General features: G+C 69.6%; 13 protein-coding genes. 9 read left to right on the top strand and 4 right to left on the bottom strand.

Annotated features, from left to right (window positions below):
• The first annotated feature begins 24 nt into the window (after positions 1-24).
• Genes FHR82_RS14150 through FHR82_RS14140 form a run of 3 tightly spaced genes read left to right on the top strand, consistent with a single transcriptional unit; the run spans position 25 to position 2,759 of the window.
• The gene (locus tag FHR82_RS14150; protein WP_184810843.1) at positions 25-795 is read left to right on the top strand and encodes a deoxyribonuclease IV; all 771 of its coding nucleotides are present in this window, start codon (positions 25-27) and stop codon (positions 793-795) included.
• On the top strand, positions 792-2,243 hold the full coding sequence (locus FHR82_RS14145; RefSeq protein ID WP_311771069.1) for a glycosyltransferase family 87 protein: 1,452 nt from the start codon (positions 792-794) through the stop codon (positions 2,241-2,243). Before FHR82_RS14150 ends, FHR82_RS14145 begins: the two co-directional genes overlap by 4 nt.
• Positions 2,244-2,267: 24 nt before the next feature.
• Positions 2,268-2,759, top strand: a complete 492-nt coding sequence (locus tag FHR82_RS14140) for a hypothetical protein (protein ID WP_184810842.1) — start codon at positions 2,268-2,270, stop codon at positions 2,757-2,759.
• 521 nt (positions 2,760-3,280) lie between these two features.
• On the opposite strand, the gene FHR82_RS14135 is transcribed toward FHR82_RS14140, so the two are convergent.
• From FHR82_RS14135 to FHR82_RS14125, 3 genes are all read right to left on the bottom strand, one after another.
• The gene (locus tag FHR82_RS14135) at positions 3,281-4,861 is read right to left on the bottom strand and encodes a glycosyltransferase family 87 protein (RefSeq protein ID WP_184811516.1); all 1,581 of its coding nucleotides are present in this window, start codon (positions 4,859-4,861) and stop codon (positions 3,281-3,283) included.
• A 116-nt stretch (positions 4,862-4,977) separates the two neighbouring features.
• A complete protein-coding gene (locus FHR82_RS14130) occupies positions 4,978-7,920 on the bottom strand; it encodes a transglycosylase domain-containing protein (RefSeq protein ID WP_184810841.1) in 2,943 nt (980 codons plus the stop codon).
• 82 nt (positions 7,921-8,002) lie between these two features.
• Complete coding sequence (locus tag FHR82_RS14125; RefSeq protein WP_311771068.1) at positions 8,003-8,407, bottom strand: DUF5318 domain-containing protein; 405 nt, start codon at positions 8,405-8,407, stop codon at positions 8,003-8,005.
• 265 nt (positions 8,408-8,672) lie between these two features.
• Here FHR82_RS14125 and FHR82_RS14120 point away from each other — a divergent pair, with 265 nt between their 5' ends.
• Entirely contained in the window at positions 8,673-9,242 is a 570-nt protein-coding gene (locus tag FHR82_RS14120; protein ID WP_184810839.1) for a PadR family transcriptional regulator, read from the top strand.
• Between the two features lie 96 nt (positions 9,243-9,338).
• On the top strand, positions 9,339-10,430 hold the full coding sequence (locus FHR82_RS14115) for an inositol-3-phosphate synthase (protein WP_184810838.1): 1,092 nt from the start codon (positions 9,339-9,341) through the stop codon (positions 10,428-10,430).
• Here the strand turns inward: FHR82_RS14115 and FHR82_RS14110 are convergent.
• Positions 10,427-10,804, bottom strand: a complete 378-nt coding sequence (locus FHR82_RS14110) for a winged helix-turn-helix transcriptional regulator (RefSeq protein WP_311771067.1) — start codon at positions 10,802-10,804, stop codon at positions 10,427-10,429. The two genes, FHR82_RS14115 and FHR82_RS14110, sit on opposite strands and share 4 nt — an antisense overlap.
• Before the next feature lie 110 nt (positions 10,805-10,914).
• On the opposite strand from FHR82_RS14110, the gene FHR82_RS14105 reads away from it, so the two are divergent.
• From FHR82_RS14105 to FHR82_RS14090, 4 genes are all read left to right on the top strand, one after another.
• On the top strand, positions 10,915-11,556 hold the full coding sequence (locus FHR82_RS14105; RefSeq protein ID WP_184810837.1) for an LUD domain-containing protein: 642 nt from the start codon (positions 10,915-10,917) through the stop codon (positions 11,554-11,556).
• 31 nt (positions 11,557-11,587) lie between these two features.
• Positions 11,588-12,145, top strand: coding sequence for a sigma-70 family RNA polymerase sigma factor (locus FHR82_RS14100; protein WP_311771066.1), 558 nt, complete (start codon positions 11,588-11,590; stop codon positions 12,143-12,145).
• Positions 12,142-12,879 (top strand): hypothetical protein, encoded by a 738-nt coding sequence (locus tag FHR82_RS14095; protein ID WP_184810836.1) that lies wholly within the window; start codon positions 12,142-12,144, stop codon positions 12,877-12,879. Before FHR82_RS14100 ends, FHR82_RS14095 begins: the two co-directional genes overlap by 4 nt.
• A gap of 125 nt (positions 12,880-13,004) precedes the next feature.
• Complete coding sequence (locus FHR82_RS14090; protein WP_184810835.1) at positions 13,005-15,071, top strand: PhoX family protein; 2,067 nt, start codon at positions 13,005-13,007, stop codon at positions 15,069-15,071.
• Positions 15,072-15,099: the final 28 nt, after the last annotated feature.

The raw sequence follows: 15,099 nt of genomic DNA, 5'->3' as shown, positions 1-15,099 counted from the left end.
CCCGGCCGACTACGCTCGCGGGCCATGAGCATCGGCGCCCACATTCACAGCGACGATCCCCTCGGCGCCGCACGGGAGCGGAACGCGGATGTCGTGCAGTTCTTCCTCGGCGACCCCCAGAGCTGGAAGTCGCAGCCGCCGCACCCGCAGGCCGACGCGCTGCGCGAAGCGGGCATCGACGTGTTCGTGCACTCGCCGTACCCGGTGAACATCGCCTCCACGAACAACCGGATCCGCATCCCGTCCCGGAAGACGGTCACGCAGTACGCCGAGTCGGCGGCGAAGACCGGGGCGAAGGGGCTGATCGTGCACGGCGGGCACGTGACGCAGAAGGACGACCCGGCGCAGGGGCTCGTGAACTGGCGCAAGTTCTTCGAGCGCCAGGCCGAGGCCGGTGGCTTCCCGCTGCCGATCCTCATCGAGAACACCGCGGGCGGCGACAACGCGATGGCGCGCAGCTTCGACATGCTGGCGCGGTTGTGGGACGAGGTCGGCGAGTTCGGTGCCGGGTTCTGCCTGGACACCTGCCACGCGTTCGCCGCGGGTGAGGACCTGGTCGGCATCGTCGAGCGGGTCAAGGCCATCACCGGCCGCATCGACCTGGTGCACCTCAACAGCTCCCGCGACGAGTTCGGCTCGTCGCGGGACCGGCACGCCAACATCGCGACTGGCATGATCGATGCCGAACAGCTCGCCGCGGTGGTCAAGGAGGCCGGCGCGCCCGTCGTGGTGGAGACACCGGCGGACGGTCAGGCGGACGACATCGCGTTCCTGCGTGAGGCCACGGGGCGGTGAGTATCGTGCCCGCCGGTGCGGCGGCACCCGAGTCGCAACCGAGGTCAGGAGAGGACGAGGTGCCCGAGGAGGTGGGCGCGGCGGCGGACGCCGCCGGGCCGGGTGTCGGTGCTCGCCTCACCTCGCTCGGCCTGATCGTGCTGACGGTGCTGTGCGGGATCACGCTCGTGCTCGGGTTCGTCAACAAGGACCGCTGCACGGGGCCCCGCTTCGACGAGTACGGCCGCAGCCAGCCGGACTTCGACCAGCGCCGCTACCAGGACTTCTGCTACTCGGACATCCAGACGCTGTGGATCGGCCGGGACATCGACCGGCACGTCTTCCCGTACGTCCACGGCAGCCTGACCGACGAGGGCCAGCCGGTCGGCGGCGTCGTCGAGTACCCGGTGCTGACGGGTGTGTTCATCTGGGCGTCGGCGATCTTCGCGCACACCGACGCCGACTTCCTGCTGTACTCGGCGCTGCTGCTGGCTCCGTTCGGCCTGGCCACGGCGTGGCTGCTGGGCCGCATGGCGGGCTGGCGGGCGCTGTTGTGGGCGATCAGCCCACCGCTGGTGCTGTACGCGTTCCACAACTGGGAGCTGCCGGTCGTCCTGTGCGCGACGGCGGCGTTCTACGTCGTGCACAAGGGCTGGGGCAAACGCGGCGCGGACCGTCCGCTGATGACCCGCGCGGCGGTCGCCGCGGTGCTGCTGGGGCTGGGTTTCGCGTTCAAGGTGTACCCGGCGATCTTCGTGCTGCCGCTGATGCTCTACGTGCTGACCGGCGGCCGAGGCGGCGCGGAGTACGGGGGCCGCGCCGGGCCGGACTGGAAGGGCGCGGTGCGGGTCGCCGTGATCGCGCTCGGCACCGCGGTGGCGGTGAACGTGCCGTTCGTGGTGGCTGGTTTCGAGGGCTGGCGGGCGTCGTTCACGTTCCAGCTGCTGCGCAAGGCCGACATCACGACGAACTCGATCTGGTTCTGGGGCCTGCGCCCGGACTCCGACCCGGACAACGTGCCGGTGCAGGAGCTGATCGGCGTCCTGTCCCCGCTGCTGATGCTCATTTCCTTCGTGGTGGCCTGCGGCATCGGCTGGGTGCGCTACCAGCGCGAGGGCACGTACCCGTGGCTGCCGGTGTCGGCGGCGATGCTGTGCGGGTTCCTGCTGCTGCACAAGGTCCACTCGCCGCAGTACACGCTGTGGCTGATCCCGATGTTCGTGCTGCTGCGGATCCGGTGGGGCTGGATCCTGGCGTACCTCGTCGCGGACCTGGCGATGGGCATCGGCATCTTCCGCTGGTACTACGAGATCTTCTACGACAAGCACGGTGACATCTTCGACGGCTTCGCGGCACAGGCGGTCATGATCGGCGTGTGGGGCCGAGCGGCGTTGTTGGTGGGCCTGTTCTGCGCGTTCCTGACGGCGAAGGAGATGTTCCGGCCGGAACGCGAACGCTTGACAGTGTGAGTGGCGCTGCCCTTACATTCGCGCATGGTGGCAGGCGAGGGCACCGACGCGAGCGTACTGGCGGGCATCGTCGTGGCGTCGTCGCTGGCGTTGTGCGTGGCAGGGCTGGCCGCGCTGTCGGGAACCACCTTCGGCATCACCGGCGCGACGCTCGTTCCACTCTTGCTGGGTGCGGCGGCGTTCCTGGTGATGATGCTGGTGGTCGACCCGGTGCTGACCCCGAAACACCCGCCCACCCGCGACGAGATCCACATCTGGCTGTCGAAGACGGTGCTCTGCAGGCTGCCCGCGATCGAGGTGCCGATGCTGGCCGGCCTGCTGATCGCGTTCGTCGGCCAGGAACGCGGAATGCTGCTGACCGGAGTGCTGGGCACGCTGGTGCTGGCATCGGTCTGGTGGCCGGGCGAACAGTTCTTCAACGCGATGCGCCGCCGCCTGCAACCCCTGTCCGCGGACCGGCTGCTGGACGAGTTGCTGACAAGGTCGAACGGCCGCCTGAAACTGCGCACACGCTGAGTTGTCCACAGGCCCGCTTCTCGCACACGAAAACCGTCGGTGGCCCCGGGTAGCGTGGTTCGAGGGGGCCGGAGGCCAAGCCCGGCCCGGCGCGCGACGGGCCGGAAACCCAGGCACCCCAAGCATTTCGGTCCGCGCCCGTGCCGCGGGGCGGCCTCCGGCCCCGGTTGCCGGCGTACGCGCGGCCACCGACAGCGCTGGTCTTCACGAGCCGAGTTATCCACAGGTCTGGGAGTTATCCACAACGGGCGAACGCTGCGATACGCGGGGTGACAACGGGCACTTCGGACGTCGGCGCCGGGTGGTCCACGCGGCACTGGTCTGCTCTCGCGATGCTCTGGATTCGCGACCCCGGTGGCCTCCGGCCCCCGGATTCCAGCGTACGGGGCCGGGGCGACGGTCCTCGGCGCTGTGAAGGGAGTTGTCCACAGCGGAGCGAGTTGTCCACAGGGCGCTGCGCGGGCGGGCGAGCCTGTCGGTGGTCGCCGGTAGCGTGGTGACCGGGGCCCGGAGGCCGGCCCTCACACCGGTTCCGGGATAGCCACCTTCTCGCGGCGGCGGCCGCCCAGCACCACCTTGTCCGGGGCGCCGTCCAGCACGCCGCCCGCCGGGTCGTCGTCGCCGTTGTGGCGGAGCAGGTCCCGGGCGGGGTGGTAGATCTCGTAGATGATCAGGACGCACAGGGCCACCACGGCGAGGTCGCGCAGCACGACGAACGACAGGAACCAGTCGATCGGCAGGCCCTTCTTGTCGTCCCCGAGGTAGAACATCATCCGCGGGGCCCAGACCAGCGCGTCGATCGTCATCCAGGCCAGTAGCAGGCGCCATCTCGGGAGCGCCAGCACCGCCAGCGGCACCAGCCACAGCGAGTACTGCGGGCTCCACACCTTGTTGGTCAGCAGGAACGCCGCCACCACGAGGAAAGCCAGCTGTGCCACGCGCGGCCTCGTCGGGGCGTGGAGGGCGACAAACGCGACGCCCGCGCAGCACGCCAGGAACAGGACCGCCGTGACCGTGTTCAACACCGCGGGTGTCTGGCCGAACGGCAGTGGGCCGTCGAAGCCCTGCCAGCCCGTGAACTGGGCGACCACGTTGTACAGCGAGTCCGGGTCGGCGCCGCGGAGGCTGTTGCGGTGGAAGAACTCCCACCAGCCTCTCGGGTAGAGCAGGGCGATGGGCAGGTTCACCGCCGCCCACGTCACCACCGCGGCCACCGCCGTGGTCGTGAAGGCGCGCATCTTTCCCGCACGGAGGCACAGCACGAGCAGGGCACCCAGCAGGAACAGCGGGTACAGCTTCGCCGCGCCGCCGATGCCCAGCAGGACGCCTGCCAGCAGCGGGCGTTGTCGGGCCCATGCCAGCAGCGCGGTGGCGGCGCAGGCGGTGGCGAGGGTGTCGAAGTTGGTGAACGCGTGCACCAGGACCAGCGGTGACGCCGCGATGAGCACCGCGTCCCACGGGCGTCTGCGCGCGGTTCTGGTGACCGCCCAGATCGTCACCAGCCACGCCAGTGCCAGCCAGAAGGCGGAGATGTCGAAGAAGACGGTGACGGCCAGGCCGGTCGGGAGCCAGCCGGAGTCCGCGATCTTCAGCCAGCCGTCGGTGAGCTTCGCGTTCACCCACTGGAAGAGCCCGGTCAGCACCGGGTACTCCATCCAGCGCTCGTGCTGCGTCGGCTTGCCCGCGTCGTCGTACCAGCTGGTCTTGTACGGGAAGCCGCCCTTGTCGAGCTGTTCCGCGGAGTACAGCGGGATGATGTCCGAGTAGCACATGGCGGTGAACGGGCGGTTCGACCGCCAGTCCAGCTCCAGCTGCTTCGCGTCCTCGTTGTAGTACTGCTGCACGCACGCGGCCTTGCCGAACCAGCCGATGGTCAGGCCGATCACGGCGATCAGCAGTGCCACCCGCAGCGGCGTCCAGAACCAGTGGCGGCCGATGACCGCGTGCACACCCAGCGGTCCGCCGATCGGTGCGCTGCCCGCCCGTGCCAGCGGCTCCGTCCACGTCGGGATGACCCGGTCCGACGGGCTGAGCGTCGCGGTGTCGGTGCTGTCGGAGGCGTCGGAGGCACCGGTGCGCGCGTCGTCCTTCGCGTCCGCCACCCCGTCTGGCTCCGTCTCGCCTGGCACGGCCGCGATGCTACGGGGCCCGGTGATCGTCCGGCCGCGCACCTCTCCCCGGAAACGAACAGAGGCCCCGCTCGGGGGCCTCTGTTCGTTCAGTTCTCGCTCGGGGGCCTGCCGCCCAGACCCAGGGTCGGGATGGGCGGGTCGCCGGGCTCCGTCGAGTTGGGCGGGGGGTCCTCCGAGGTCTCGGTGTCGTCCGTCTCCGTCGTCGGCTCGCTGTCGGTCGGCGGCTTGTCGCCACCCGACGGCGGCTTGTCGTTGCCGGACGACCGGTTGTCGTTCGATCTCCGGTCGCCGCGGTCGTTGTCGCCGCCCTTGTTCTCGTCCTCGTCCGACGCGACCTTGCCGATCGGGTCGAACTTGCCGAAGGTCATCTTCGTGGCGCCGTCCAGCCAGCTGTTCATGAACGCCTGCCAGATCTCGCCGGGCAGACCGGAGCCGTAGATGATGTCGCCGTCCTGGTCCTTCAGCGGCACCTGTTTCTGGTTCTCCTCGGCGGCCAGCGACACGGCGACCGAGATCTGCGGGGTGTACCCCACCATCCAGGCCTTGGCGTTGTCCTCGGTGGCGCCGAACTGGTGCGTGCCGGTCTTGCCCGCGCACTGGCGGTTGTCGTCACACCCGATGTCCGAGTACTCCGGGATCGGCAGCAGCGACTCGGTCACGTTCCGCGCGATCTGCCGGTTGCGCTCGCCGTTGCCCGCGTCGAACGCGGGTTTGCCCTTCACGCCGGGCTTCCACACGATGTCACCCTCGGGGCCGATGATCGCCTCGATCAGGTGCGGCTTGTAGTAGGTGCCGCCGTTGGCGAACGTCGCATACGCCGACGCCATCTCGTACGTGCTGACCAGTGTCTTACCGCCGCCGATGGAGATGTTGGCGTCCGGGTTCCCGCCCTCCTCCGGCATGAGCGGCGACGTGATGCCCGCCTGGCGCGCGGCGTCGGCGACCTTCTTCGTCCCGACCTCGTTCAGCGCGATGTCGTAGAACACCGTGTTGATCGATTTCTTCATGGCCGTGGCGACCGTGCAGTTCTCGCCACAGGTCGCGCCGCCGGAGTTGCGGACCTTGCGGCCACCGAGGATCCGGTCGGTGCGGCCGTCGTAGGTCTCGCCGAGGCCCTTGCCCTCCTCGAGCAGCGCGACCAGGTCGAACGGCTTGAACGACGAACCGGGCTCCTGCCGGGCCTTGGCCCAGTCGAGACCGTTGCCGTCCTCGCCGCCGTAGTAGGCGAGCACCGCACCGTTCCTCGGGTCGATCACGACCATGCCGGGGAACAGGTTCCCGGGTTCGCCTTCCATTATTTCCGCGATCGCGTCCTGGGCGGTTTTCTGTGCGGCCTTGTTGATCGTGGTCTGGATCTTGTAGCCCTTTTGCCGCAGCGTCTCCAGCGGGTAACCGGCGTCCTCGGCCTCTTCGAGGACGGCCTGCTGGATGTGCGCGCCGGGACCGGTGATGGCCTGCGGGCGGGCCTTCTCCAGCGGGATCCGGTCCGGGAACGTCGCGGCCTTCCGCACCTCCGCCGTGACCCAGCCCTTGTCGAGCATCTGGTCCATGACGAACTTCCAGCGGCGCTGCATGTACTTCTCGTTCCTGTACTCGCCCGGCCGCTGGATCATGCCCGCGAGCAGCGCCGCCTCGGACGCGGTCAGTTTGTCGAGCTCCTTGCCGTAGTACGCCTTGGCGGCCGCCACGATCCCGTTGGCGCTGCGGCCGAAGTAGATCGTGTTCAGGTAGGAGGTGAGGATCTGCTCCTTGGTGTACGTGTTGTTCATCTTGTACGCCTTGACCACCTCGGTGGCCTTGCGCGAGTAGCCGCTGAGGCCGGAGGCCTCGTCGTTGCCGGTCGCCATCTTGATGTACTGCTGCGTGATCGTGGAGCCACCGCCGGCACCACCGGTGACCTGGTTGTAGCCCGCGCGGAGCACACCGCCGATGTCGAAGCCCGGGTTCGTCATGAACTCGGCGTCCTCCGCCGCGAACACGGCGTGCTTGACGACGTCCGGCAGCTCTTCGTAGGTGACCATCTGCCGGGTGCCGTCCGGCGGCACGATCTCCGACAGCTTCTCGCGCTGCGAGTCGTTGGAGTACGTCAGCGTCACGACCTGGCCCTGGCTGTCCGCCACGGCCTTCGCGTCGGGCACCTCGACCACCTGGTACGCGACGAAGAACGCGACGATCGGGCCGATGACCCCCAGCGCGGTCAGCACGTAGGCCGTGCGCCGCACCCGGCGCCAGATCTTCTTGCGCCGCTGCCTGCGGTCCCCGTCGCTGAGCGGGGCGTCCTCGTCCTCGTCGTAGTAGAGGTCCGGGTCGTCGTTGAGGTCCTCGTCGTAGTCCGGCTCGCGGTGGGTCAGCAGCTGCGGCTCCGGGCCGGTGCCGTGGTGCGTCCTCGGCAGCAGCTCGGTCGGGCCCTCGACGTCGGGGCCTACCGGACCACCCTGGCGCGGCGGGCCCGCGGGACGGGGTCGCACGATGCGGGTGGTCGGACCGGCGGGCGGCCGGGGACCGCCGGGGCCGGGCGCACCGTTCGGACCGGGGGCACCGTTCGGCAAGCCCGCGCCGGGCGGCGGCGTGTGGGGGCCACCGGGCCTGCGGCCACCGGGCGTACCGGGGCCCGCCGGCGTGCCGGCTTCGGCACTCGGCCACGCGGGGGCTGACGAGCGCGGGGCAGGACGGCGCGGCGCAGGCCGCGGTGCGGCGGGCGGCTCGGCGTCGGGCCAGCGGTGGTCGCTCGCGTCGGCGTCCGGCCAGGCGTGACCGGCACCACCGGCGCTGTCAGCGGCCTGGTGGCGTGCGTGCCCGTTGCCCGCGGCCTCGTGGCGCGCGTGCCCGTTCGAGTGCGCGGCGCGGCCGTGCCCGTTCGCGGGACGGCCGGCCTGCTCGTCGTCGTCCTCCCACAGGGGGCTCCAGAAGCCGGTTCGCTCCTGGGACTCCTCCTGTGCGCCTCGGGCGGACGCGCGCGGGTCCGGGTTGTCACCACTCGGCCATGCCGGTTCGCTCTCGCGATACCGGTGGTTGCGATGGTCGTTCACGTGAACAGGCCTCCCAGAGCGGCGCACGACAGGGTGCGCCGTGTGGTGGTCATCGGCGGCTGAGCAGGCAGAATCGAGCGTGTCACTCCGCCGCTGTCCTCCTCCGTGGCTTATGGGTGTCGAGTCCACCCGTCCCCAGGACGTATGACTGCACCAGGTGGTTCCACCCACAGGTGCGGCAAACCTCGACGGCGTACACAGTGAACTCGGTGAACAGCGCCGCCATCCGCGCGAGCTCGTCGGTCGCGCGCGCCGAGCCCGACGCGTGCTTGAGCTCGTCACCGTAGACCCAGGACACCTTCGTCACCGGTTCCTTGCGGCAGACCGGGCAGGTCACGTCACTGGGTTCACCGTGGAACTTGGCGGCGCGCAGCAGGTACGGATTCGCGTCGCACACGTCCATCGTGCCGACACGACCGGAGTGCACCTCCGCGAGCAGCGCTTTGCGCTGCAACGCGTAGTCGACCACCTGCCGCTGTGTACGCACGGAGCACAGCGTACGCGGCCCCGTTACCACGTCCATGCGCTGTTTGGCATACGGCGCGCGGCAGTGTCGCCACTCTGCGTTGAAGAAGTGATGTGGTCACCGGTTGTCAACGGCCGTGACCTGCGGTTGCGCTGTGACCTCACCGAGACGTCACCGTGTCCTGAGAGTTCGTGATCACGGCCACGTCCACCTTCATGTCACCTCTCTGATGTATCGGCGCGATATAGTGACCGAGTAGGTCAAGTGCGCACGAGAGGAGTGGCGGATGCTCGAGTTCGCGATCCTCGGGTTGCTGCACGAGGCCCCGATGCACGGCTATGAACTGCGGAAACGCCTGTTCGACATGCTGGGAACGCTCCGCGCGTTCTCCTACGGCTCGCTCTACCCGACGCTGCGCAGACTGCTGAAGGCCGGCCTGATCGTCGAGGACGACCCGAGCGAGCCGGACGACGAGCGTGCCGCCCGCACGTGGGGCAAGCGCGGGAAGCGCGTCTACAAGCTCAGCGCGGAAGGCAAGGAGCGCTTCGCCGAGATGCTCGCCGACGTGGGCCCCCAGGCCTACGACGACGAGGGCTTCGGCGTTCACATGGCGTTCTTCTCCCGCACGCCGGCCGAGATCAGGATGCGCATCCTCGAAGGCCGCAGGCGCCGGGTGGAGGAACGACGGGAAGGGCTGCGCTCCTCGGTGGCGCGGGCGGGTGAGCAGATCGACCGCTACACCCGCGAGCTGCACCGGCTCGGGCTCGAGCACAGCGAGCGGGAGGTGCGCTGGCTCAACGAGCTGATCGCGACCGAACAACGGGAGCAGAAGGAACGGCAGGACGGCGTCGAGTGACGGCGCTGACTGACACCGGCAGGTCAGCGCGGATCTGCGACTTCGGACCACCACGACTCGCGAGTCGTGGTCCACACAGGGAGAAGGAGAACCGGCATGGGCGAACAGCGTCGCAGCGTCCGGGTGGCCATCGTGGGCGTCGGCAACTGTGCCGCGTCGCTGGTGCAGGGCGTCCACTACTACCGTGACGCCGACCCGGAGGCCCGCGTCCCCGGCCTGATGCACGTCCAGTTCGGCGACTACCACGTCCGCGACGTGGAGTTCGTCGCAGCGTTCGACGTGGACGCCAAGAAGGTCGGCCGCGACCTTTCCGAGGCGATCGTCGCGAGCGAGAACAACACGATCAAGATCTGCGATGTCCCGCCGCTCGGCGTGACCGTGCAGCGCGGGCACACGTTCGACAGTCTCGGCGAGTACTACAGCGAGATGATCACCGAGTCCGACGAGCAGCCGGTCGACATCGTGGCCGCGCTGCGCGAGTCGCGGGCCGACGTGCTGGTGTCCTACCTGCCGGTCGGCTCCGAGGAGGCGGACCGCTTCTACGCCCAGGCGGCGATCGACGCGAAGGTCGCGTTCGTCAACGCGCTGCCGGTGTTCATCGCGTCGGACCCGGAGTGGGCGGCGAAGTTCACCGAGGCGGGCGTGCCGATCGTGGGCGACGACATCAAGTCGCAGGTCGGCGCGACCATCACCCACCGAGTGATGGCAAAGCTGTTCGAGGACCGCGGGGTGGAGCTGCTGCGCACCTACCAGCTCAACTTCGGCGGCAACATGGACTTCATGAACATGCTGGAGCGCAAGCGGCTCCAGTCGAAGAAGATCTCCAAGACGCAGTCGGTGACCTCGCAGATCCCGCACGAGATGGCGAAGGCCGACGTGCACATCGGCCCGTCGGACCACGTGCCGTGGCTGGACGACCGCAAGTGGGCCTACGTGCGCCTCGAGGGCAGGTCGTTCGGGGACACCCCGCTGAACCTGGAGTACAAGCTCGAGGTCTGGGACTCCCCGAACTCAGCGGGCGTGATCATCGACGCGGTGCGCGCCGCGAAGATCGCGCTGGACCGCGGCATCGGCGGCCCGATCCTGTCGGCGTCGTCGTACTTCATGAAGTCGCCGCCCGAGCAGTACTCCGACACGGAGGCCTACGACGCGGTGGAGAAGTTCATCGCGGGCGAGCTGGAGCGCTAACCCGCCTGGTGGTCCGCGCGGCGGTCGTACGCCGCGCGGGCCTCGTCGATCTCGTCGCCGTGGTCGACGGCCCAGTTCATCAGCGCGCACACGGTCTCGGACAGGGTCAGGCCGAGCTTCGTGAGCCGGTAGTCCACACGTGGCGGCACCACCGGGTGGACGGTGCGCTCGACGAGCCCGTCCCGTTCCAGCGTCCGCAGGGTCGAGGTCAGCATGCGCTGGCTGATGCCGTCGATCGCGTGGCGCAGCTCGGTGAACCGCAGGGTGGTGGCACCGAGCGCGTAGATCACCGAGATCGACCACTTGTCGCCGACCCGGTCCAGGATGTGGCGTGCGTGACACAGCCGGGGATCCGGTGTGGCCGGTAGCTCCACGGTTACCTCCAGCTCACCGAGGCAGAAAAAGGTGCCGTCTTCTCAGCGCCACCATAGTTCCTCACGATGGGGTCAGTTACCAATCGGAACTGCCCTTGAAAGGGAACTTCATGACGATCGAGGCCACCGCAGACCCGCTGCACGTCGACGAGGCGTTCGCCCGGCCCGCGGACCACGAGGCGATCAGCCGGGCCGCCAAGGGCCTGTCCGAGCGCAACTACACCACGCACGTCGTCGACACCGTCGCCGCCGCCCGTGCGCTCGTCCGCGACCTGCTCCCCCGCGACAAGGCGATCTTCACCGCCAACAGTGAGAGCGTCCGCCTCTCCGGCCTGGGTGCCGACATCGACGAGGGCGGCGAGTTCGTCTCCGTCCGCGCCAAGCTCGCCGGGGCCGACCCGGCCGACATCCGCGCGCAGATCACCATGGGCGCCACGCCGGACGTGATCCTCGGCAGCGTGCACGCGGTCACCGAGGACGGCCTGCTGGTCGTGACCTCCTTCAGCGGCAGCCAGCTCGGCCCGTACGCCGCGGGCGCGGAGCAGGTGGTCTACCTCGTCGGCGCGCAGAAGGTCGTCCCCGACCTCGACACCGCGCTGCGCCGCGTCCGCACCCACAGCCTGCCGATCGTGCGGAACGTGATGCGGGAGCGGGGCACGGACTCGTTCATGGGCAAGACCCTCATCCTGGAGCGGGAGTTCCTGGACGACCGTGCGACCGTGGTGCTGACCAGGGAGGCGATCGGCTTCTAAACCCGGGAGCCGGGGCAGGCGTCAAGAGGCCGTGCAGTATCAACAGTCCGCTCCGCGAGCCGCGCGGACCGCCGCATCCGGCCACGCGTCGGAACCCCGCGCGGACAGTGCGGGGTTCGACGCGTTGTTCGACGAGTCCTTCGAGCGCATGAAGCGCCTGGCGTTCCTCCTCGGGGCGGACGACCCGGAGAACATCGCGCAGGAGGCGTTCACCCGGCTGCACGGCAGGTGGCGGAGCCTGGGCGGTCCCGACAAGGCGCTGCCCTACCTGCGGCGGACCGTGGTCAACCTGTCGCGCTCGCGGCTGCGGCACCTGCGGGTGGTGCGCAGGGCGCCGAAGGAACCGAACCGCGACATCGTGTCCGCGGAGGCCACGGTCCTCGCCGGGCACGCCAACCGCGCCGTGCACGAGGCACTGCTGGGGCTGACCCCGCGCCAGCGCCAGGTGCTCGTCCTCCGGTACTGGCTGGACCTCGACCAGCAGGCCATCGCGGAGACACTCGGCATCGCGGTCGGCACCGTGAAGGCCACCACCAGCCACGCCATGACCGCACTGCGCGCCGCGCTCCCCGAGGAGGACGACCGATGAAGGACCTCGAGCAGCGCCTGCGCTACACGCTCCACGAGCTCGCCGACACCGTGCCGAGTAGCGAGAACCCGAAGGCCGACTTCGAGCGGCGGCTCGTGAGCCGCCGCGGCATCCGCAGGCCGGTGCTGGTCGCGGCCGCGGTGGCCGCGGTCATCGCGGCGGGGGGCGTGGCGATCCCGCTGAGCCTGCGCGACACGCCCGCTCCGCCCGCCGCCGAGGAGCAGGACGGAGACGGGCTCGTGTGGTCGCGGGACTACGACTGGCTGCAGGCCGACGGCGGCCCGTACGTCGTCGCCACCTTCACGAAGGACGGTGCGGCCGTCGACGCCGTCGTCTGGCTGCGGGACGGTGACCTGTGCATGGCCGAGGGGCACCACGTCGGTGTCGGCGGTTCGACCGACCGCACGCCGGGCGCCATCGTCGGCACCTCGTGTGTCGCCGTGCCGGACTGGCCGACGGAACCGGGACGGGGCTCGTACGTCGTGTCGAGGTCGGTGCTGTCCACGGGCGTCCCCGACAGCGGCCCGGTGCCGGGGCTGATGGTGTTCATGACCGCCCCGGCGGTCGAGGCCCTCGAGGTGTACCGGGGCGACGGCTCGTACGTCCAGCCGGAGCGGTTCGAGACGCTCGCCGGGGCGACGCTGTACGTCGCCGACTTCAAGTCATCGACCCAGGGCTTCGGCTACACCGCGCGGGACTACGCCGGTGACGTGCTGGAGAGTGCGATCACCTGATCACAGTCCGTGTGACCTGGGCAGATGATCCAGCTGTTCATCTTGACTTCACCTGCACCACGCGTGCCGCTGGTCTTCGCCTCCTAGCGTCGGGCCGTTCCCAGACCTGACAGTGGAGGCCAAGCGTGTCCTCAGCCGACAAACCCCGGCTCCTCCCGTTGCTCACCACCAACCCCAAGGGCGGGCGGTCCTCGATCACCTGCCTGTACCGGTGCGGCAACGCCTGCGCGCACGACGCGCCGAACACCTCGGACAACACCTACTTCGCCGACGTGGTCGCCGACGTCGTGAACCGCCGCAAGATGCTCAAGGCAGGCGCGGTGATCGCGGTCGCGGGTGCCGGCATGGCCACCGCCGCCGGGACCGCGGCCGCGACGCCCGGTCACGGCGGCGGTCACGGTGGTGGCCACGGCGGCGGTCACGGTCACGGTGGCACCGGACTCGACTTCGAGCCGGTCGCCCCGAACGACCTCGACGCGCTCGTCGTGCCGAAGGGCTACGAGCAGGGTGTGGTCATCCGCTGGGGCGACCCGGTCGTGCCGGGCGCGCCGCGGTTCGACTTCGAGAAGCAGACCGCGGCCGCGCAGGCCAGGCAGTTCGGCTACAACAACGACTTCTGCGGGCTCGTGCCGCTGGGCCGCGACCGGTACCTCATGGTGTCCAACCACGAGTACACGACCGAGTCGGCCATGTTCCACGGCTACGACCCGGAGAACCCGACCCGCGAGCAGGCCGAGATCGCCTGGGCCGCACACGGTCTGTCGGTCGTCGTCGTGGAGGAGGGCCGCCGAGGTGGCCTCGAGGTGAAGCTGGACCGGCACTACAACCGCCGGATCACGATGACCACGCCGTTCGAGGTCAGTGGCCCCGCCGCCGGGTCGAAGTACCTGAAGACGAAGGCCGACCCGACCGGCCGCCGCGTCCTCGGCACGCAGAACAACTGCGCGGGCGGGGTGACCCCGTGGGGCACGATCCTGTCCGGCGAGGAGAACTTCAACCAGTACTTCGCGAACGCCGACGGCGTCACCGACCCGGTCGCCAAGGCGCGCAACACCCGCTACGGCGTCACCGGCGGCGCGTCGCAGCGCAAGTGGGAGCGGTTCGACGAGCGGTTCGACCTGGCCAAGAACCCCAACGAGGTCAACAGGTTCGGCTGGGTCGTCGAGATCGACCCGCTCGACCCGCACTCGACGCCGGTGAAGCACACCGCGCTGGGCCGGTTCAAGCACGAGGGCGCGAACGTCATCGTCGCCAAGTCCGGGCACGTGGTCGCGTACATGGGCGATGACGAGCGCTTCGACTACCTGTACAAGTTCGTCACCGACGGCAAGTACAAGCCGGGCAACAGCCGCTACGCCCGCGAGCACAACAAGAAGCTGCTCGACTCCGGCACGCTGTACGTCGCCAAGCTCACCGGTGACAGCCCCGCCGCCGAGATCGACGGTTCCGGCGCGGTCCCGTCGGACGGCGAGTTCGACGGCAGCGGCGAGTGGATCCCCCTGGTGCGCAACGACAAGTCGTTCGTGCCGGGCTTCACCGCCGAGGAGGTCTACGTCTTCACGCGCCTCGCGGCCGACGTGGTCGGCCCGACCAAGATGGACCGTCCCGAGGACGTCGAGCCGAGCCTCAAGAACGGCCGGATCTACGCCGCGCTCACCAACAACACCGACCGCGGCAAGGCGGGCAAGGAGGGCGCTACCGAGCCCAACCCGCGCGTCGCCAACAAGCACGGCCACGTGCTGGAGCTGGCGGAGCGCAGGGGCGACCACACCGGCACCCGGTTCTCCTGGAAGCTGCTGCTGCTCTGCGGTGACCCGGCTTCTCCCGACACCTACTTCGCCGGCTACGACAAGTCGCAGGTCAGCCCTATCTCCTGCCCGGACAACGTGGCGTTCGACAGCAAGGGCAACCTGTGGATCTCCACGGACGGCAACGCGCTGTCGCACAACGACGGCCTGTTCGCGGTGCCGGTCGAGGGCCGCGAGCGCGGGCACGTCAAGCAGTTCCTCACCGTGCCCGACGGCGCGGAGACCTGCGGCCCGGTCGTGACCGACGACTTCGTGCTGGTCTCGGTGCAGCACCCGGGTGAGCTGGACGGCGCGAGCGCCGACACCCCGCTGTCGCACTGGCCGGACGGCGGCACCTCGCAGCCGCGGCCGTCGGTCGTCGCGGTGTGGAAGAAGCGCCGCTGACCCGGAACAAACCGATCACCGCGTGCCA

It is taken from the genome of Actinophytocola algeriensis (assembly GCF_014203735.1).
GTDB classification, from domain to species: domain Bacteria; phylum Actinomycetota; class Actinomycetes; order Mycobacteriales; family Pseudonocardiaceae; genus Actinophytocola; species Actinophytocola algeriensis.
Note: the sequence above shows the minus strand (reverse complement) of the source record. Positions and strands in the feature narration are given on the sequence as shown.